The following is an 18,337-nucleotide window of genomic DNA, read 5'->3' as shown; positions in this document are numbered from 1 at the left end:
CCGGATGAATCACCCTTGCCGACCCGATAGCCTGACTCCGCATCAATTGGGAGCAGGCATGAACGAATCAACCTTGAGAACTGGCTGGGTCTGTATCGCCAGCGAAGGCAAAGCGGTGGACGGGCGGGATATTACCCGCGACTGGCTCACCGACATGGCCGAGACCTACGACCCAACCTATTACACCGCCGTCATCTGGCCGGAGCACGATCGCTGGTCCAGCTATGGCACCGTGCAGGCGCTCAAGACCGAAGAGGTGGACGGCAAATACAAGCTGTACGCCATCCTCTGCCCAAACCGCGATCTCATCTACTGGAACCAGAGCGGCCAGTATCAGTTCTGCTCAATCGAGCCGTTCGAACAGTTCGCCGATCTCGGGCGCACCTACCTGATTGGTCTGGGCGTCACCGACCAGCCAGCCAGCACCGGGACCACCCACCTCAAGTTCAGCAAGAGCAACAAGGGCCAGGTCATCGGCACCAGCGAGCCGCTGGACCTCTCCATGTTCAAGCTACCCAAGCACGAGAAGGCCGATGGCCTGATCGCCAAGTTTTTCAGCTTGCTGTCCAGCCACGGCGAGCAAGCCCCCACATCACCCCCCAGCCAACCCGAGGATGAGGAAATGACCAAAGAACAGTTCGATCAGATGCTGGGGGCCCTTAACGGCCTTGGCACCAAGATCGATGCCTTCAGCGCCAAGCTGGAAGCCAAGCCGACCACCGAGGAAACAACCCCGCCGGTCACCGAGCCCACCAAGGTGGAGGATAAACCCGGCATCACCGCCGAGCAGTTCACCAAGCTGGAACAGACCCTGACCGGCCTGACCGACAAGGTCGGCGAGCTGCAGGGCAAGATCGAACAGTTTTCCGCTGAAGTACCGGGCCAGCGCCCGGGCGCGCTCGGCGGTGACGATACCCCCACCGTTTACTAAGGAGCGGCCGTGAGTCAGTCCCTCACCGTCCAGGCACGTCAGCGCCTGGAGCAATACAGCAATGCCCTGGCCAAGTCCTACGGCATCCCCGTTAACGCACTGGCCAAGCAGTTCAGCGTCATTTCTGGCCCGGTCGAAACCGGCCTGCGCTCAGCGCTGCTGGCGTCCGTCGAGTTCCTTGGCCTCATCACTTGTCTGGATGTGGATCAAATCAAGGGCCAGGTGGTGCAAGTCGGCATCGGCAAGCTGTTCACCGGCCGTAAGAAGGATGGCCGCTTCAACGGCAAAATCGGCGTCGCCGGCAACACCTACGAGCTGACCGAGACCGATTCCTGCGCCTCCCTCGACTGGGCGACTCTGTGCGTCTGGGCCAACGCCGGCAGCGAGGGCGAGTTCATCCGCCTGGTCGGTGAGTTCATCAACCGGGTCTTTGCCCTCGACATGCTGCGGGTCGGCTGGAACGGCGTGAAAGCCGCTGAGACCACCGATCCGGAGAAGAACCCGCTCGGTGAAGACGTCAACAAAGGCTGGCACCAACTGGCCCGCGAGTGGAACGAAGGCAGCCAGATCATCAAGGCCGAGGCCGGCAAGAAGATCCACTTCGACCCGGATGGCAAGGGTGATTACAAGACCCTGGACGAGATGGCCTCCGACCTCATCAACACCACCATCGATCCACTGTTCCGCCAGGACCCGCGTCTGGTTGTGCTGGTCGGTACCGATCTGGTGGCCGCGGCCCAGGCCAAGCTCTACAGCGAAGCCACCAAGCCGAGCGAGCAGATCGCCGCCCAGAAGCTGGCCGAATCCATCGCCGGGCGCCGCGCCTATATCCCGCCGTTCTTCCCGGGCAAACGGATGGTGGTCACCACCCTGGACAACCTGCACATCTACACCCAGCGCGGCACCCGCAACCGCAAGGCCGACGATAACCAGGACAAGAAGTGCTTCGATAACCAGTACTGGCGGATGGAAGGCTATGCCATCGGCGAGTACCTGGCCTATGGCGGCTTTGAAGAGGCCGACATCGAGATCGGCGCCGCGCCGGCAGCACCCGAGGTCTAAGCCATGAGCTCACCCGGTCAACGCCACAAACAGCGCGTCCAAGCCATGCAGGGGGCTGCACAAACCGCCAGCTCAGGCATGGCCACCGGCGCGGTGGCGGACAGCCTGCACCTGCAGATGATGGCCCTGGAACAGGACATCGTGCGTCTGCGCAAGCTGGCCCGCATTGGGGACCGGGTGAACATGAAGCGGGACGAGCTGATGCCCAAATACCGCCCCTATGTGGAGCGCTATCTGGCCGCCGTCAGTGAGTCCGGCCAGCCCTACCAGAACGAGCTGTTTCAACGCCTCATCATCTGGGCCTTCGATGTCGGGGATTTCGACGCCGGCATTGCCTGGGCGGATCTCGCCATCGCCCAGGGCCAACACACCCCGAACAACATCAAGCGCGACTGGGCACATTTCGTGGCCGACACCGTGCTGGAGTGGGCCGAGAAGCAAGCAGCCGAGGGGCATGCCGTCGAGCCATGGTTCTCCCGGGTATTCGACAAGGTACGCAATGACTGGCGCCTCAACGAACGGCTGACCGCCAAGTGGTTCAAGGCGGCAGGTTGTCTGCTGCTGCGTGACCACGACGGCCAGCCTCGCCCCAGCGCCGTGGGGGACAGCGCCACCCTGGAGCAAGCCGACCACTGGCTGGCCCAGGCCGACAAGCTGCACAGCAAGGTGGGCGTCGGCACCTTGCGCCAAAAGATTGCCATGCGCCTGCGGGCGCTTAATCCGGAGCAATAACGACTCTCCGCGCCGTCGCACCCCGGCGCGAATGCCATGGACCGCCTCTGGCGAACCCAGCGGCAATTGCGTGGCTACAGGGGTGCACCTATTCAACCAGCGAGGTCACTGATGTTTGCAGGCAAGGATATCGACTACAGCGCCGCCACTATCCGCAATGACGGATTTTGGCCGGATGTGGCCGTGGCCGACTTCGAGCGCCGCCGCGCCCTGCCTGCTGACCTCGACCAACAAACCACCGGCGCCGCCCTGCTGGCCGCCGTCTCTGAAATCAACCTGCAGCTCGCCAGCCACCAGGCCGCGCTGCAGGCCAAGGGCTACGCCACTGCCGCTGCCGTACCGGGTCCGAGTCTGGAAGGCGGCACCAATGCGCTGACCGAGCAGTACCTGGCCGCCGTGTTTGCCCGTGCCAAGGCGGCCATCTTGCCGGAGTTCGCCAGCGTCACCGAGCGGCCGGCCGCCAACAATCAGGTGGAACGGGCGCCAGAGCAGCGCGCCCAACTGCTGGCCGAAAGTCAGCAACTGGTGCGCAGCATCAAGGGCAAACACCGGGCGGGAGTGTCACTGATATGAGCGAAGCCATGAACGAGCAGCAAGCCCAGGGCTATTTCCTGCACGCTCTCCACGCCGAGATCCAGCGGGTACTGCCGGCCAAGTGCCACAAGTCGCTGGATAGCTGGATGGAGAACGGCGCTATCCGGCTGGAATCCAAGAACATGGGGCCCACCGGGGTGGATGTGGCCTGGCTCACCTATCAGGCGGTGTTCACCATCGAGCAACTGCCCTTTCGCGAACTGGATCCGGCTATCGTGCTGGCCACGGTCGCCGCCTGGGTGCAGGAAAATGATCCGTTTCGCGGGCAGTTCGGCCTGGACGACCCCGATTACGCCGTCACCCCGAATGATGAACGGACGGCCGATCTCGAGATCCAGCTCGCCTTTACCGAGCCGCTGCGCCTCATCGAGCACCCGAACGGCCCCATCCACTGGAGCGGCAAACGCTGGAACGTGGCTCCCTATGAAATCTGGGTGGCAGAGCACATCGAGATGAATGTCGGTGACACCGGCCATCACCAGGTAGGCGGTCAGTCATGATCACCATCACCCTGGACACCCGTCGCAGCCAGGACCAGCTCAACCTGCTGGCCCTGCCGGCCAAGAAGCGCAAGCGCCTGGTGTGGCGGGCAGCCAACGAGATGAAAAAGCTGGCGGCCCGCAATGTGCGCCAGCAGCAAGACCCGAACGGCCAGCCCTGGGCCCCGCGCAAGCGCGGCAAACGCAAGATGCTGCACGGCCTGCCCAAGTTGCTGCAGATCCGCGAGCCTCGCCAGGACGTGGCCGAGCTCGGGTTCACCAAGGGCACCATGAGCGCCCACGCAGGGATCATCGCCAACACCCACCAGAAGGGGCACACCTACAAGATGACGGCCGCCAGCCGGCGCCGCATCGCCCCCAGTGAAGGCGGCAAGCAGAAACAAGCCTCCAAGGCCCAGGCGCGCAAGCTGCGCGAACTCGGGTTCAAGCGCCCGGGCCAGCGCAAGCGCTCATACCGGTCGGCCTCGCTCGGCTGGATCACCAGCAACCTCAACTACGCCCAGGCGGGCCTGCTCATCAAGAAGCTCAAGGATGAACCGGTGAAAGAGAGCTGGGAAATAGCGCTGCCTGCTCGCCCCTTTCTGGGGGCCAATGCCAAGCAACGGGAGCAGGCCTTTGCCCGCGCCCTGCAGAGCATCGACTACGGCTGGGACGTCAACAAGCAAGACCTCAAGAGGAAATAAGCCATGTGGCCTTATGTACAGATCAACAACTTGAACCAGATGCAGGGGCCGGTGACCGAGGTCGAACGCCACCTGCTGTTCGTCGGCAGCGCCGCCAGCAACACCGGCAAGCTGCTCTCCCTCAACACCCAGTCCGACTTTGACCAGTTGCTTGGCGCCGCTGACAGCGAGCTGAAAGCCAACCTGCAGGCCGCCATGGCCAACGCCGGCCAGAACTGGACGGCGGCCGCCTTCGTGCTGCCCACCGACATGGACTGGAAAGAGGCGGTGCGCGATGCCCAGAAAACCCAGTCATTCGAGGGGGTCGTGGTGCTGGGGCAGGAGTGGGACCAGGCCAGCATCAATGCCGCCCACGCCCTCAACCAGGAACTGATCGCCAAGTGGGGGCGCTGGCAGTTCATGCTGCTGGCGGTACCTGGCATTGCCAAGGAGCAAGACTGGTCCACCTATGAGACCGAGCTGGCCACCCTGCAGGAGGGCATCAAGGCGGAATCCGTCTCGCTGATCCCGCAGCTGTTTGCAAACCTCGTCGGCGCCTACGCCGGCCGCCTGTGCAACCGCTCGGTCAGTGTGGCAGACAGCCCCTGCCGGGTGAAAACCGGCGCCGTGGTGGGCCTGGGCAACAAGCCGAAGGACAAGGATGGGGTCGAGCTGCCGCTGGCCACCCTGCAGACCCTGGAGCAGAACCGTTATGCGGTGCCGATGTGGTACCCGGACTATGACGGCACCTACTGGGCAGACGGCCGCACCCTAGATGCCGAGGGTGGCGATTACCAGGTGATCGAAAACCTGCGGGTCGCCTACAAGGTAGCGCGCCGGTTGCGGATCCGGGCCATCGCTCGCCTGGGCGATCGCTCGTTCAACTCCACCCCGGGCAGCACGGCCGCCGCCATCATGTACTTCGGCAAAGACCTGCGCGAGATGGCCAAGGCCATCACCATCGGCGGCCAGCCGTTCCCGGGCGATATCACCTCCCCCAAGGATGGCGACATCAACATCCAGTGGACCGACAAAAACCACGTCTCCATCTACGTGGTGATCCGCACCGTGGACTGTCCCAAGGGGATCACCGTCAACATCATGCTCGATTTGAGCCTCAACAACGGGGAGGGCTAATCCATGACCCGCCGTATTTCCGGCCAGAACTTCGACATCGAACTGCTGGGCACCATGGTGCACGTCGAGAAGGCCAGCCTGACCATCACCGACAACAGCGCCGTGGCGCAAACCCGTGGCATCCCTGACGGCTATGTGGACGGCGACGTCTCGGCCGAGTGCGAGTTCGAGCTCGATGCCAAGAACTTCAAGCTGCTCAGCAACGCGGCCAAGCGGGCCGGCAGCTGGCGCGGGATGAAACCGGAGGATGTGCTGTTCTATGCCGACAATGGCGACGAGACCATGAAGGTGGAGGCCTTCGGCGTGAAGCTGCAGATCTCCGACCTGCTGGATCTCGACCCCAAGGGCGGCAGCAAGACGTCGCACAAAATCAAGGGCGCCGTCACCTCCCCCGACTTCATTCGCATTGATGGCGTGCCGTACCTCTCGGAAGACGACACCCGCCACATGAAAGGGTAAGGGGGACCAGTGGACGACATTGACCGCGCCAACCACCACGCCGCCCGCATGCTGGCGGTCCAGCTGGCCAACCAGGTGGGCAAAGGCCACTACCAGGGCGAGAGCCGGCACCTGTGCGAAGAGTGCGACGACCCCATCCCGGAAGCACGTCGCCGCCATGTACCCGGGGTGCGCCTGTGCGTCCCCTGCCAGACCCGCCTTGAGCGGTTGGGTCGCTAACCAGAGCAACGGACATGAACCCTATGCCAAACAAAGACCCCACCCTCTGGGCCGCCCTGCTGGCCTGGTTGATGGACAACTGGCCCGCCGTCTATGGGGCACTGCTGGCGCTGGCCATTGCCTTCCTGCGCATCACCTATGCCGGTGGGCGAGGTCGCCGCCGGCTGATCGAATCCCTGCTGTGCGGCCTCATCACCCTGGCGGCCGCCACCGGCACCCAGTTGCTCGGGATCCCCCAGGAGGCCACCCCGTTGCTGGGTGGCATGGTGGGGCTGCTTGGGGTCGACATCATCCGCGACCGGGCCGCACTGATGTTTCGCAAGAAGGAGGACAACAATGCCGCGCAGTAACTGCCACCCACAGGTGGCCGCATTTCTCGACCTGCTCGCCTATGCCGAAGGCACCAAGGGCCGGGGCGATGACGGGTACAACAAGCTGGTCAATCCGGCGGGGTTCTTTGAAAGCTACGCCACCCACCCGAACGTGCTGGTGCAGGTCAATCCAACCCTGAAAAGTACCGCGGCTGGCCGCTATCAGTTCCTGTCAAAGCACTGGGCCCACTACCGTGACCAGCTCGGCCTGCCGGACTTTGGCCCCGCATCGCAAGACACCTGGGCTATCCAGCTTATTCGCGAGCGCAAGGCACTGGACGATGTGCTCAAGGGGCGCATCAGCCAGGCAGTGACCAAGTGCGCCAACATCTGGGCCAGCCTGCCCGGTGCCGGCTACGGCCAGCGCGAACATAAGCTGGCTGACCTGCTGGCCAAGTTCACCGAGTTCGGCGGGGTGCTGGCATGAGCATGCTCATCCGGTTTATCCCGACCATCATCGGCTTTGTGCTTGGCACCCTGTTATTTACCCAAGGCGAACGGCTCACGCAGCGCACCAAGGAGCTGGCCCGCGCCAACGACACCATCAACATCCTGCAGGCAGCCAACAACCAGCAAGCGACCGCCTTCCAGGAACTGCTGATGCAGGCAAAGGGCTTGCGCCTGCTGCTGAGCGACCAGAACGCGGCCTTGGCCGAGCTCGACAACCAGAACAGGAAAACCGCCGATGAACTGCAACAAGCTTTGGCCACGCCGCCAGCGGGCCGCCCGGACTGTGCTCGCGAGCCTTTGCCTAGCGGTGCTTTGCGCCTGCTCCAGCCAGCCCACCACGGTGGTGCAAACCCAGGTAGTGAAGCGGCTACCGCCGCCGGGGCTGGTGCCCCACTGCCCGGAGCCTGACTTTACGGGGAGCACCTACGGCGAGGCCGTGCGGTTTATCCCCACCCTGCAGACGGCGCTGCGCCGCTGCCAAACCCAGATCAACACCCTGAACCATTGGATTGAACAAGAGGAAACCACCCCATGAGCACACCGATCATCACCCTGGACGTCGCCGGCAAAGAGCTGAAATTCGCCCCCACCATGGTGGCCTACAACAGTTTCATCAACGACATGATGCCCAACGACAAGGTGGCACCGGCCCACAACTACCTGAAAAAGATCGTCTGCGCCGAGAGCAAAGAGGCGCTCGATGACCTGCTCAAGCGCCCTAGCGCCGCCCTGCAGCTGGCGGGGGCCATCAACAAGGAGTTCGCGCCCGAGCTGGAGATCACCGTAAAAAACTGACGGCGCGCGCCGAGGCCATCGAGCGCAACCAACTGGAGCAGGTGCTGGCGCTGCGGCGCTACTACCTGCCCCATGAGGATGACGACCTCGACAACCTGGCTCGCGCCATCTGGTTAGACAGAAACGCAAGAGAGTCCAACGCCACCGCCGTGGCCGAGGGCATCGCCAAAGCACTGAACGGATAAGAGACCCCTATGGCTTGGATGGAAAAATTGATGATGCAGGTGGCATTGGTTGACCAGGTCACCAAGCCCCTTGCCGGCATCAATGCCCAGATGGACAAGGTCACCAAGTCAGGCCGCCAGGGCTGGAGCAACATGGCAATGGGGGCCACCACCGTGGCCGGCGGCGTCATGGCGATCCAGGGTGCCCTGGGCCCGGCCATCGAGATGGACCGGGCCTTGGCCGAGGTGGCCTCGCTGGATGTGCAAAAGGAGGTGCTCGGCGCGCTCGGTCGCGAAGCATTGAAGCTCTCTATCCAGTACGGGGAGTCGGCCACCGAGATTGTCCGCTCTTCCTACGATATCCAGTCGGCGATTGCGGGGCTCGAAGGTAACGAGCTGCCCGCCTTCACCCGCGCATCCACCACCCTCGCCAAGGCGACCAAGGCCGACACCGCCACCATCACCAACTACATGGGCACCATGTACGGCATTTTCGAACAACAGGCCAAGCAGATGGGCAAGGCCAACTGGGTCGAAGATTTGGCTGGCAAGACCGCCACCGCGGTGCAGATGTTCAAGACCACCGGTCAGGGCATGGCCGATGCTTTCGGGGCGATCGGCGCCAACGCCACCGCCGCCGGGATCTCGATGGATGAGCAGTTCGCCGTGCTCGGCCAGCTGCAGGCCACTATGAGCGGCGGCGAAGCGGGGACCAAATTCAAGGCCTTCCTGGCTGGAGTCGGGGGCGCTCAGAAAGCGCTCGGCCTCCAGTTCACCGACGCGGCGGGCAACATGCTGCCGGTGCTCACCATCCTGGACAAGCTCAAGGCCAAATATGGCGAGACCTTGAGCGTGACCGAGGGGGACGAGATCAAGAAGGCCTTCGGCTCTGACGAGGCGGTCAGCATGGTAAAGCTCCTGATGACCAATACCAAAGCGCTGGGGACCAACATCAACGCCTTGGCTAACACCCATGGCATGGGCAAGGCCGAGCAGATGGCCGCCGCCATGACTGACCAGTGGGAACGGGTAACGCAAGCCTGGTTTGCCATCCGGGCCGCGGCCTTCGGGGTAGTGCTGCCGGCCATTAACGCCGTGGTGGGCGTCTTTGCCGATAGCGCCACCACCGTGCTGCGCTGGACCCACCTGTTTCCGAACCTCACCAAGGTGGTGAGCTATGCCCTGCTCGCCATCGCTGGCCTCGGCATGGTGACTGGTACCTGGATGCTGGTTGCCGGCGTGGCCAAGCTGGCCACCCTGGGGCTCGGCATCGCCTGGAGCGTCATCATTGCGCCGCTCAACCTGCTCAAGGCGGGGCTGGTTGCCTTTCGCGCAGTCCTGCTGGCTGTCAACATCATGATGGCCGCGAACCCGGCCGTGCTGCTGGCCTATGTGGTCGGCGGCTTGCTCGTCGGTGCCATTGGGCTGGCGATCTACTACTGGGATGACCTCAAAAAGACCCTGGCGGATTGGGGCGTGTTCGACAAAATCCAGTCGATGATCGACGGGGCCGCCGCCGGCTGGGCCAGCTTCATGCAACTGCTCGCCGATCTCAGCCCGTTCCAGTTGCTGGGCAAAGCCGTGGACTGGTTGATCGACAAGCTCAACATGATCCCGGGCGTCAACATTGAGTTCGGCAGCATGCCGGATCTCACCATGCCGACCCTGACGCCGCTGACCATGCCGGTCATGCCCGGCGTGATGAACATGCCAACCCAGGAGCAGCAGGAGACGGTCAACGCCCCCCTCGCCCGCTATCGCCAGCAGGACCAGAGCAAGGTGCCATCCGGTGGCCTTGGCCAGCAGCTGATCCAGGCCAATGCGGCAGCGACCACGGCCAACCAGAAGCCCGCCAAGTCCCTGCACATCGGCGAAGTACATATCACCAACCAGAACCCGATGACACCGGAGCAGATGGCCGAGAACGCCTGGCTGGAGACCCCGTAATGAACGAACCCATTACCCATGAACCCAAGTACATCGATCTCCTGGTGGTGAACGGCGCCTGGCAACTCGATGCCGGCGGCCAGCCACGTTACACCCAGGACCGCCACAGCATCGGGCAGGACATCAAACACCGCATCATGGAGTCAGGGCTGGCCCGCAAGCTCATCGGCGAGCGCAGCCCTACCCTGTGCGCCGATGTGATGACCGAGATTGAGCTGCTGGTAGAAGACGACGAGCGGCTGGTGCCCGGCACCATCGTGATCCGTGAAGAGGCCCCCGATCGGGTGCTGGTCACCGCTCGCACCTATGAATTCGGCTCCCTGGAGGTAACCCTGTGAACCTGCGCCCGAACGTGGACTTTATGGCCCTGCTGGCCGAGGCCGGTGTCCCGACCACCGAGCAGGCCATGGAGGCCGAGCTCAAAAACGAGGTGGTGGCCGCCGGCTCCCTCATCACCAACGACTCTGATGTGAGCCCCTTCTGGCGGCTGGTGCGCGGAGTGGTCATTACCCCGGCGCTCTGGCTTATCCGCACGCTCTTGGCCGGCCATGTGCTACCCAACACCTTTGCGGCCACCGCCACCGATGCCTATCTCGACCTCAAGGCCTGGGATGTGGACCTGACCCGCAAGGCCGCCCAGAAGACCCGGGGGGTGATCCACTTCGTCAAGGTGACCCCTGGCGAGGCGGTCACCATCCCGGCCGATATCTGGGTCACCACCGAGCGCATCAACGGCACCATCTACCGGGTGAAGCCCCTGCAGGCGGTGGTCAGCCCCGCCGGCGAGGCGGTGGCCAAGGTGGTCTGCGAGGCCGAGTTCGCCGGCAGCGCCTGGAATCTGGCCCCGGGCTATTACAACCTGCTGAGCGAACCGGTCACCGGCATCCTCTCGGCCCGCAACGATGACAAGGAGTGGATCACCACCCAGGGCGCCGATGCCGAGGGCAACGACGCGCTCGGCCTGCGTATCCAGAACCAGTTTTCGGCGGTGGGGCGCTACCACATCGACGCCATTTACCGCTCCATGCTGGCGAGCGTGGCGGGGATCCGGGCCGATCATATCTTCTTTGAGCATGAGGGACCCCGCGGCCCGGGGACCGCCAACGCTTACATCCTGCTGGAGGTAGGCGCCACCCCGGCCAGCCTTATCAATCAGCTCAACGACTACGTGGGCCGCCAAGGCAACCATGGCCACGGCGATGATCTGTTCGTGATGAGCATCCCCGAAACCCAGCACAACCTGACACTGGCGCTCTGGCCCCAGCCCAACCTCACCGACGAGCAGAAAGCCGCGCTCAAGGCGGACGCCGAAAGCCTGGTCAAGGCGGCGTTTCGCCAGTCGGCAGATTTCCCAAGCGTCACCCGCACCTGGCCGCGCTCGCGCTTCTCGCTCTCCCAGCTGGCCCGCGAGCTGCACAGCCAGTTCCCGCAGCTGCAGAGCCTCAAGTTTGCACAGGATGACATCGTGTCGGGGCTGGCCATCCCCCGCCTCAATAAGTTGGAGGTGACCCTGCATGACTGACCAGACCCCGCTTGAACACGACCTGCAGGCGCCGGTGCTGCCCGATGCCAGCGCCCCCTGGTGGGAAGACGGCTACACCATCAGCCCGACCCACGCCGAGCCCGGGTTTCTGGCCAAGGGGATCAATGCCTTCTGGCAACGGGTCAAGGGCTGGTTGTTGCTGCCGCTGGCCCAGCAAGACCCGCTGACCTGCTCGGAGTCCCTGCTGGCGCTACTCGCCTGGGAGCGTGACATCACCCGTTTCAACGGCGAGCCGCTCGAGCTTTTCCGCAAGCGGGTCAAGTTCGCCTTTGTGAACGCCCGGGACGCCGGCGAGGTGGCCGGCTTTAAGCGCATCTTCGAGCGCCTGGGTATCGGCTGGTGTGACATCCACGAACGCCAGGCCGGCGCCCCCTGGGACGTCATCACCATCGAGGTGACCGACGGCGCCATCGCGGCCAACCAGAAACTGATGGAAACCCTCATTCAACACTATGGCCGCACCTGCCGCCGCTATCGCTTTCAGGTGGTTTACCCGGTCACCGGCACCCTGCGGTTCGGTCGCATCGACATGAGCCAGCAGGTGTTCGGCGCGACACTTAAGAGGAACGCATGAGCCAGATCATTACCAACGCTTTCTCCCGCTACTGGCAAGAGTGCCTAGCAACCCAAGTGCCGGTGGTGCTCGATGAGTTCGTGCTGGCCAACGTGCCGGGGCTCGATCCCGAAGCGGCCATCAACCCGGACAGCGGCCTGCCGCCGGCGGGCCAGATTGTGCACCGCCATGCGGTGGACCAACGCGGGCGCATCAACAACGACGCGGTGGCTTACACCATCGTGATGGACACCACGGTCGGCGATTTCAGTTTCAATGCCATGTACCTCATCAACAAGGCCACCGGCGTGGTGGGGATGATTGTGCACAAGGGGCTGGAGACCAAACTCAAGACCAACGAGGCCACCGGCCAGACCGGCAACAGCCTGGTGAAATCCATGCTGATGGAGTACGACCGGGCGGCAGAGGCCACCGCCACCCACGTGGACGCCAGCACCTGGCAAATCGACTATGCCGCCCGCCTGCGCGGGGTGGACGACGACCTGCGCCTGCAGGCGCTGCAGTTCTTCGGGCCGGCCACCTTCTACGGCGACGGCTTCAAGCTGGTCAACGAGTCCGGGGTCTACAAGGTGCAGCCCGGGGTGGCCTACGTGGGCGGCCTGCGGGCGGAGCTGAACGAGGTCAAGAAGGTGACCCCGGGCGCCAAGCCGGTGGGGCTCTGGCTCGACATCTACCGGGCGGGCTCTCTGCTCGATGCCTGGGTGAATCACTTCACCCTTAGCTTAAGTGTGCCGGATCTCACCGACTACCTGGACAGCAACGGCCATCAGCACCATGTGGCCAAGGTGGCCATCGTCAATGCGGACGGCAGCGTCACCGACGTGCGCCGCAAGCGCACCATCGAGCTGACCGGCGACGTGACCGGCAAGGGCATCCTGGAAGACGCCCAGGGCGTCACCATCGCCGTGGAGATCAAAGACGGCAGCCACCGCCACCCGTGGGGGGAGCTAGACCAGGTACCAGCCACCGCCAGCCGTTGGCCAACCTTTGCCGAAGTAACGGACAAACCGGATCTGGCCGCCGCCAACCACACCCACCCGGGCACCCTGACCAACCCGATCCCGCTGGCCAAAGAGGACCTGAACACCCTCGTCACCCCCAGCGTGTTTCGCCAGGACTCCGATGCCAATGCCGCGGCCTCGCTCAATTACCCCGAACCTAAAGCGGGCTCCCTGACGGTGACCATCGGGGCCGGGGTGCAGCAGCGTTACCACGTCTACAACACCAGCCGGATTTACACCCGAGCCCAGTACAACACTGGGGCCTTTACTCCCTGGGCCCGGGATTACAACACCCAGAACAAGCCGACCGCCGATGACGTAGGCCTGGGCAAGCTCGCCAACATTGCCCCCAGTTACGACCCCTCGGCCAACACCTATGCTTTGCGCGACGGGTCAGGCGACCTGCTAGTCCGCACCCTGCGCGCCAACCTGGTCGATGAACAGCGCATGGTCGGCGCCGTGGCCTTTCGGGTCGATTACGGCAACGACAGCTATCTGCGCTACTGCAGTAGCCAAACAGCGTTTCGTCAGTGGCTCAACCAGGCAGCCACTGGCTGGGAGGTGGGCTGGCGTTTAGGGATCTCTGATCCTAACTACGCAATGACCGAATACCACATCCCGGGCAAGTGGGCGGTGATGACCTACCTTGCGAGCGATGGCGCATTTCGGATTGCCTCCTCGAACGGTGTCGGAGGCGCGACCTTCACCCGCATGACCATCGACACCGGGGCCAATGTCACCTTTGCAGGCACGGTGAATGATGGCTCTGGCCGTTGCTACAGCCCGGGCAACCAGCCCCACTACACCCACAACCACACTGCCGCCCAAGGCAACCAGGACATCGTCGCCAGCGGCTGGGGGCAGATCGGCACCTACATGATGGCCGCAGTGATCCCGGGCCACTCTGGCGCCATGAACCCCACCGCCACCATCGCCGGTTCGTCGCTGCGCCCCGCCAACTGCTCGGAGTGGGGCCAGAACCGCGACTGGGCACTGCCGGGGACTTGGAAATGCCTGGGATTCGTCACGGATAACAGCGACGACCGTTGGGACGACCGCACCACCTTGTGGCTGCGCATCGCATAAGCACAGGAGAATCGGATGGAACGAATTGAAGTACTCAGCGCGGCCCGCCCGCGCCATTATGCAGCGGATCCCGACAGCATCACCCTGGATGTGCGCTTTGTCCATCTGCCCGACCTCGTGCAGTTTGCGGCCCGCAAAGATGACCTGGAAGCACACGGCCGCGAGCTCTACAGCCGGGCCGTGTTCGGCGAGTTTGGCGATATCGAGGTGATCCCGGTGCCACCGCCGACCGAGGCAGAGCAGCAGGCCCGCCTTGATGCGCTGCTTAAGCAGGCCGCCAATGCCATGGCCCCGCTGCTCGATGCCGAGGCGCTGGGCATCATCAGCGAGGTCGAGCGCAAACAGCTCACCGCCTGGCAGCGCTACCGAGTCGCCCTCTACCGCCTGCCGCAAGGCGATGGCTGGCCGACCGAGGTCAGCTGGCCGGAAGCGCCGCGATGAGCTGGACACAGGGGCCGCTGCGCTGGCCCGCCAGTGCCGGCAGCCTGCACTCCCGCGCCCAGGGCGTGCTGGGTCAGTTCCCGACCACCCAGGACAGCGCCATGGCGCGTCTGCAGGACCTGGCTGGACGGGCGCAGTACCGGCCCCATCCGCTCAGCGAGGCGGCCGCCGCGCTGGCAGGCCTGCGCAGCGAACTCGACCACCTACTGGTCACCGGCCGCTGCCTCACCGTCACCCCCTACCAGCACGGAGTCGGCCAACAGCAGGGCCAGCAGTTCAGCCTGGCCGCCCCCAACGCGGTCGCCACCCTGGCCGCCAAGCTGCAGGACGGGGCCGATCCCCTGCTGCCCAGCGGGCAACTGCATGCCCTCGTCTGGCTGGTCACCGGCAACAGCGCCGACGCGCTGGCCCGCCAGCTGGCCATCCTCTGCACCCTGCTGCCGTTGCCGGAGTGGTGCGCCACCCTGCGCCGGCTCACCGCCAACAACGACCCCATGAGCCAACCCACCGCGGCCAAGGTGCCGCGCTGGCGCGCCGATGAGCCACTGAGCTGGGCCCCGCTACGCCCTGCCCGCCAAGCGCTGGGGGCAGAGCTCGCCCAGTTGGAGAGCCTGGCCCGAGACAGCCAGACCCCGATCGTCAAGCTGCAAGGGCTGGCAACGCGCCGCGCCGCTCGTCTGGCACAACTCGCCGAGGCCTTGGCCGCGCTGGGCACCCTCTCCGGCACACTCTGGCACTGGCAAGGCCAGGGGGATGCCGCCAGCCTTGCCACCCAGCTCGGGCAGAGCGCGCCACCCGACCACAGCCAGAGCATGACGGTCGGCGCCCTGCTGCTCTCCCCGTCCCCGCTCACCTTCTGGCAGGAGTTAACCCCATGAGCCAAGCCATGCTGACCCTCGATGGTGAGCCCATCATCATGAAGTCGATGCGGGTCTCCGCGTCGATGCAGTTTCAGGACAAGGATCAGAGCGGCCAGACCAGCTCGACCAGCAGCGCCGAACAGGGCGCCAAGGCCAAGGAGCTCGACATCTCCGGCCTCATCCCGTTCAAGGATGAGCAGATGCTGAGCCGGCTGTTTGAGCTGGCCGATGCCAAGGGCAACGGCGGCAAGCGCCACGTCTACCGGGTCGGGTCGTTGCTGGCCAAATCGGTGAAGGTGCGCCAGGCCAAGTTTGCTGGCCGCATCACCGCCAGCGAACAGGAGGGACTGCTGGCCTGGCAGGTGCAGTTCACCTTGAAGGAATTCAACTCGGTACCGGAGAAGCGCGAACAACGCTTGCCAAAGAACGCCCCCACCGTGGGCCAGAGTACCGCCAACACCAGCGCCGCCAAGCCAGGCGACAAGGGAAGCGGTGAAGAAGAACAGGATCTGAGCAGCTTCGAGCGTTACGTGCTCAAACCGATGGATGACATGCTGGCATGAAACTCTCCACCTCACTGACCATCGCCGGCCAGCCGGTGCACCTCATCGACCACGATCTGGTGCTGGATCTCAATGCTGGCGGGCGCGCCGCGCTCACCATCGAGGGCAGCGCCAACAAGGGGCAGACCTTTACCCTGGACACCGGCTACAGCGGCGATCTGCGCCGCTGGTTCACCGGCTACGTGTACGACATACAGCCCGCCGCCAATGGCGCCAGTAAGCTATTGTGCCGGGAATTGGCCGGCGCCTTGGGCACTCGCCTGCCGGTTAGTCAACAGCATGCCACCCTGCGCAACCTGCTGGCCTGGCTGACAGACCAGACCGGGCTGACCTTTCTACTACCCAAGGGGGCCGACTATACCGACCGGCCGATCCCCAACTTCACCAGTGCCGGCACCGGCTATCAGCTGCTCGATAACGCCGGCCGGGCCTTTCAGGTGCCCGACTTTGTCTGGTACCAGCAACCCAATGGCGCCATCTTCGTGGGCAGCCATGCCGACAGCCGCTGGCATGACAAGGAGGTGACACTTGATCCTGCCTGGTCAGGTCGCCAGGCAGGCGACACCCTGACCTTGTCGCCGGTACCGTCCATCCGGCCCGGCGCCATCATCAACGGCAAGCGGGTGATGAGGGTCCGCCTCAAGGGGGACGAGATGACCCTGACCACGGCCACCCCGGGCAAGGTCACCAAGTCACCGGAGAGGCGCAAAATAGAGGGGGAGTTCCCGGAGCTCGCCGACAAGATGCACCTGCCCAAGTTCGGACGAGTCGAGGCCATCAGCGACCGAGCCAGTGCTGGCCAGCTCAATGACCCCTTTCGCCCCCGCTATGCGGTGGACGTGCAGTTGCTGGGCGAGGATGGCCAACCGGACAAGGCTGCCCCGCTGTATCGGGCGGTGCCGCTGCCGGTGCAGTTCGGCGGGCAGGAACAGGGCATGCTGCAGTTCCCCCTCGAGGGAACGCTGGTTGAACTGGGGTTCGCCTTCGGGCGGGCTGACCGGCCCTTTATCCGCACCGTGCTCGGCAGTGGCTGGCCCCTGCCGGACATCGCCCCGGGCGAGCAGCTACAGCAACAGCGGGCCGAGGTATTCAGCAGCACCGACACCGTGGGCAACCTCTCCCGCCACACCGACCGGCGCCTGCATGACCGCGCCCTGCAGATGCACCACCAAAGTGACGACTACCAGGGAGAACATGGCCAGCTTCAGCTGCAGGTGGCCCAGCACAGCATCGAGGAGGTGGGCGGGCTCAAGCTCATCGAGGCGCTGGGCGCCGTCGAGCTGCTGGCCGGCGACGATCTCACCCTGGCAAGCCTGGGCAACATGAGCCAGACCACGGCAGGGGATCTGGTCGAGGTGGTGGGGCAACTGCGCCGAGCTGTTGCCGGCGAATTACAGCACCTGGAGGCGCCCCGTTCGTGGATGGGGACCGAGAGCGTGAACATCTTCCGACTGCTGCTGCAGTTGATGAACGTGGTGGAGCAATTGGCCGCTGCCACTGCCAGCCACACCCACGGCAGTGGACCAGCCCCAGGTAACAGCGAAGCCATGACAGGACATGGCCAACAGGCCAAGCAGTTGGCCAGCCAGCTATCCCCCATCATCGAGTAAGCCACCAAGCGAAGAAGGCCCCACATAGTGGGGCCTTCTTCTATCTGCCTGACAGCGCCTGAGCATGGCCAGGGAATGGTGCCGCATGAAGAGGCAGCCATCGGGCAGCTCTGCATCATACGTGAAGCCTGAGCACGCTCACAGCCTCCATACGCGCGCCGGCGACGCCCACCGCCGCGTCTGCGTCACGGAATCCGCGCTCATCCGCTCCCGCCTGCGGGCTTCATCAGGAAAATTTTTTGCAAAAGTGGATTACCGCAAAACCATATGCCCAAGCCGCGCCAGATAAAGGATCCGCAGCGCGTTTAGGATCTGCAAAGAAGGATCTTTTTTGCAGGGTTTTACAGTTTGAAGGAGGTGTGGATAGCCCCAATGAAAGCGTAAGTCATTGAATAAAATAGGATGGTCGCATTTTTCGTGGGGATCGGACCTATAAGAAAGGATCCGGTTTGCTGCAGGGAAACTGCGCGAAGGCTTTTTATTTCAGTGGGTTAGGCACCAGAAGTGGTTCATTGAGAACTGAAATTTTGAAGGTGCTCTGTGCCATTGGTGAGCCGATTGCCATACCCACGGAAAATAGGTTTTCAAACGAGCGCACCCACTACACAGCAAGGTTATAGAGTCGGCCTAAATCGA

At 63.9% G+C, this 18,337-nt stretch carries 24 protein-coding genes; all 24 read left to right on the top strand.

Annotated features, from left to right (window positions below):
• Positions 1-58: 58 nt before the first annotated feature.
• The 24 genes from ACB031_RS08385 (at position 59) to ACB031_RS08270 (ending at position 17,701) form a co-directional block, all read left to right on the top strand.
• On the top strand, positions 59-931 hold the full coding sequence (locus ACB031_RS08385; protein ID WP_371139359.1) for a GPO family capsid scaffolding protein: 873 nt from the start codon (positions 59-61) through the stop codon (positions 929-931).
• Positions 932-940: 9 nt separating this feature from the next.
• A complete protein-coding gene (locus ACB031_RS08380; RefSeq protein ID WP_168967738.1) occupies positions 941-1,993 on the top strand; it encodes a phage major capsid protein, P2 family in 1,053 nt (350 codons plus the stop codon).
• A gap of 3 nt (positions 1,994-1,996) precedes the next feature.
• Positions 1,997-2,725 (top strand): terminase endonuclease subunit, encoded by a 729-nt coding sequence (locus ACB031_RS08375; RefSeq protein ID WP_371139358.1) that lies wholly within the window; start codon positions 1,997-1,999, stop codon positions 2,723-2,725.
• A gap of 111 nt (positions 2,726-2,836) precedes the next feature.
• Positions 2,837-3,298 (top strand): head completion/stabilization protein, encoded by a 462-nt coding sequence (locus tag ACB031_RS08370; RefSeq protein WP_194759484.1) that lies wholly within the window; start codon positions 2,837-2,839, stop codon positions 3,296-3,298.
• Entirely contained in the window at positions 3,295-3,819 is a 525-nt protein-coding gene (locus tag ACB031_RS08365; protein WP_323965796.1) for a phage tail protein, read from the top strand. The genes ACB031_RS08370 and ACB031_RS08365 overlap by 4 nt, the downstream gene beginning before the upstream one ends.
• Positions 3,816-4,502 carry a phage virion morphogenesis protein gene (locus tag ACB031_RS08360; protein ID WP_371139357.1) on the top strand — a complete coding sequence of 229 codons (687 nt, stop codon included), beginning with the start codon at positions 3,816-3,818 and terminating at the stop codon, positions 4,500-4,502. Before ACB031_RS08365 ends, ACB031_RS08360 begins: the two co-directional genes overlap by 4 nt.
• A gap of 3 nt (positions 4,503-4,505) precedes the next feature.
• On the top strand, positions 4,506-5,618 hold the full coding sequence (locus tag ACB031_RS08355; RefSeq protein ID WP_371139356.1) for a DUF2586 domain-containing protein: 1,113 nt from the start codon (positions 4,506-4,508) through the stop codon (positions 5,616-5,618).
• 3 nt (positions 5,619-5,621) lie between these two features.
• The gene (locus tag ACB031_RS08350) at positions 5,622-6,077 is read left to right on the top strand and encodes a phage protein (RefSeq protein WP_371139355.1); all 456 of its coding nucleotides are present in this window, start codon (positions 5,622-5,624) and stop codon (positions 6,075-6,077) included.
• Between the two features lie 9 nt (positions 6,078-6,086).
• Positions 6,087-6,296: a TraR/DksA family transcriptional regulator gene (locus ACB031_RS08345; RefSeq protein ID WP_215782921.1), complete on the top strand. Its 210-nt coding sequence runs from the start codon at positions 6,087-6,089 to the stop codon at positions 6,294-6,296.
• A gap of 23 nt (positions 6,297-6,319) precedes the next feature.
• Positions 6,320-6,646 (top strand): phage holin, lambda family, encoded by a 327-nt coding sequence (locus ACB031_RS08340; RefSeq protein ID WP_085736126.1) that lies wholly within the window; start codon positions 6,320-6,322, stop codon positions 6,644-6,646.
• Complete coding sequence (locus tag ACB031_RS08335) at positions 6,633-7,094, top strand: glycoside hydrolase family 104 protein (RefSeq protein WP_371139354.1); 462 nt, start codon at positions 6,633-6,635, stop codon at positions 7,092-7,094. The genes ACB031_RS08340 and ACB031_RS08335 overlap by 14 nt, the downstream gene beginning before the upstream one ends.
• Complete coding sequence (locus ACB031_RS08330; protein WP_371139353.1) at positions 7,091-7,525, top strand: hypothetical protein; 435 nt, start codon at positions 7,091-7,093, stop codon at positions 7,523-7,525. The genes ACB031_RS08335 and ACB031_RS08330 overlap by 4 nt, the downstream gene beginning before the upstream one ends.
• Positions 7,425-7,652, top strand: a complete 228-nt coding sequence (locus ACB031_RS08325) for a hypothetical protein (RefSeq protein ID WP_371139352.1) — start codon at positions 7,425-7,427, stop codon at positions 7,650-7,652. The genes ACB031_RS08330 and ACB031_RS08325 overlap by 101 nt, the downstream gene beginning before the upstream one ends.
• Positions 7,649-7,912, top strand: coding sequence for a putative phage tail assembly chaperone (locus ACB031_RS08320; protein ID WP_168967558.1), 264 nt, complete (start codon positions 7,649-7,651; stop codon positions 7,910-7,912). The genes ACB031_RS08325 and ACB031_RS08320 overlap by 4 nt, the downstream gene beginning before the upstream one ends.
• Positions 7,913-7,953: 41 nt before the next feature.
• Positions 7,954-8,097, top strand: a complete 144-nt coding sequence (locus ACB031_RS08315; protein ID WP_168967559.1) for a hypothetical protein — start codon at positions 7,954-7,956, stop codon at positions 8,095-8,097.
• A gap of 9 nt (positions 8,098-8,106) precedes the next feature.
• Entirely contained in the window at positions 8,107-10,023 is a 1,917-nt protein-coding gene (locus tag ACB031_RS08310) for a phage tail tape measure protein (RefSeq protein ID WP_371139351.1), read from the top strand.
• Positions 10,023-10,361 (top strand): DUF2590 family protein, encoded by a 339-nt coding sequence (locus tag ACB031_RS08305; protein ID WP_371139350.1) that lies wholly within the window; start codon positions 10,023-10,025, stop codon positions 10,359-10,361. The genes ACB031_RS08310 and ACB031_RS08305 overlap by 1 nt, the downstream gene beginning before the upstream one ends.
• On the top strand, positions 10,358-11,545 hold the full coding sequence (locus ACB031_RS08300) for a baseplate J/gp47 family protein (protein ID WP_371139349.1): 1,188 nt from the start codon (positions 10,358-10,360) through the stop codon (positions 11,543-11,545). Before ACB031_RS08305 ends, ACB031_RS08300 begins: the two co-directional genes overlap by 4 nt.
• A complete protein-coding gene (locus tag ACB031_RS08295) occupies positions 11,538-12,140 on the top strand; it encodes a phage tail protein (protein ID WP_371139348.1) in 603 nt (200 codons plus the stop codon). Before ACB031_RS08300 ends, ACB031_RS08295 begins: the two co-directional genes overlap by 8 nt.
• Positions 12,137-14,227 carry a phage tail protein gene (locus ACB031_RS08290; protein WP_371139347.1) on the top strand — a complete coding sequence of 697 codons (2,091 nt, stop codon included), beginning with the start codon at positions 12,137-12,139 and terminating at the stop codon, positions 14,225-14,227. The genes ACB031_RS08295 and ACB031_RS08290 overlap by 4 nt, the downstream gene beginning before the upstream one ends.
• 15 nt (positions 14,228-14,242) lie before the next feature.
• Positions 14,243-14,668 (top strand): tail fiber assembly protein, encoded by a 426-nt coding sequence (locus tag ACB031_RS08285; RefSeq protein WP_371139346.1) that lies wholly within the window; start codon positions 14,243-14,245, stop codon positions 14,666-14,668.
• Positions 14,665-15,546: a hypothetical protein gene (locus tag ACB031_RS08280; protein ID WP_371139345.1), complete on the top strand. Its 882-nt coding sequence runs from the start codon at positions 14,665-14,667 to the stop codon at positions 15,544-15,546. The genes ACB031_RS08285 and ACB031_RS08280 overlap by 4 nt, the downstream gene beginning before the upstream one ends.
• Positions 15,543-16,091 carry a hypothetical protein gene (locus ACB031_RS08275; RefSeq protein WP_182859683.1) on the top strand — a complete coding sequence of 183 codons (549 nt, stop codon included), beginning with the start codon at positions 15,543-15,545 and terminating at the stop codon, positions 16,089-16,091. Before ACB031_RS08280 ends, ACB031_RS08275 begins: the two co-directional genes overlap by 4 nt.
• The gene (locus ACB031_RS08270) at positions 16,088-17,701 is read left to right on the top strand and encodes a hypothetical protein (RefSeq protein WP_371139344.1); all 1,614 of its coding nucleotides are present in this window, start codon (positions 16,088-16,090) and stop codon (positions 17,699-17,701) included. The genes ACB031_RS08275 and ACB031_RS08270 overlap by 4 nt, the downstream gene beginning before the upstream one ends.
• Positions 17,702-18,337: the final 636 nt, after the last annotated feature.

The organism is Aeromonas sp. S8(2024) (genome assembly GCF_041403085.1).
In the GTDB taxonomy this organism is placed as follows: Bacteria; Pseudomonadota; Gammaproteobacteria; order Enterobacterales; family Aeromonadaceae; genus Aeromonas; species Aeromonas dhakensis.
Note: the sequence above shows the minus strand (reverse complement) of the source record. Positions and strands in the feature narration are given on the sequence as shown.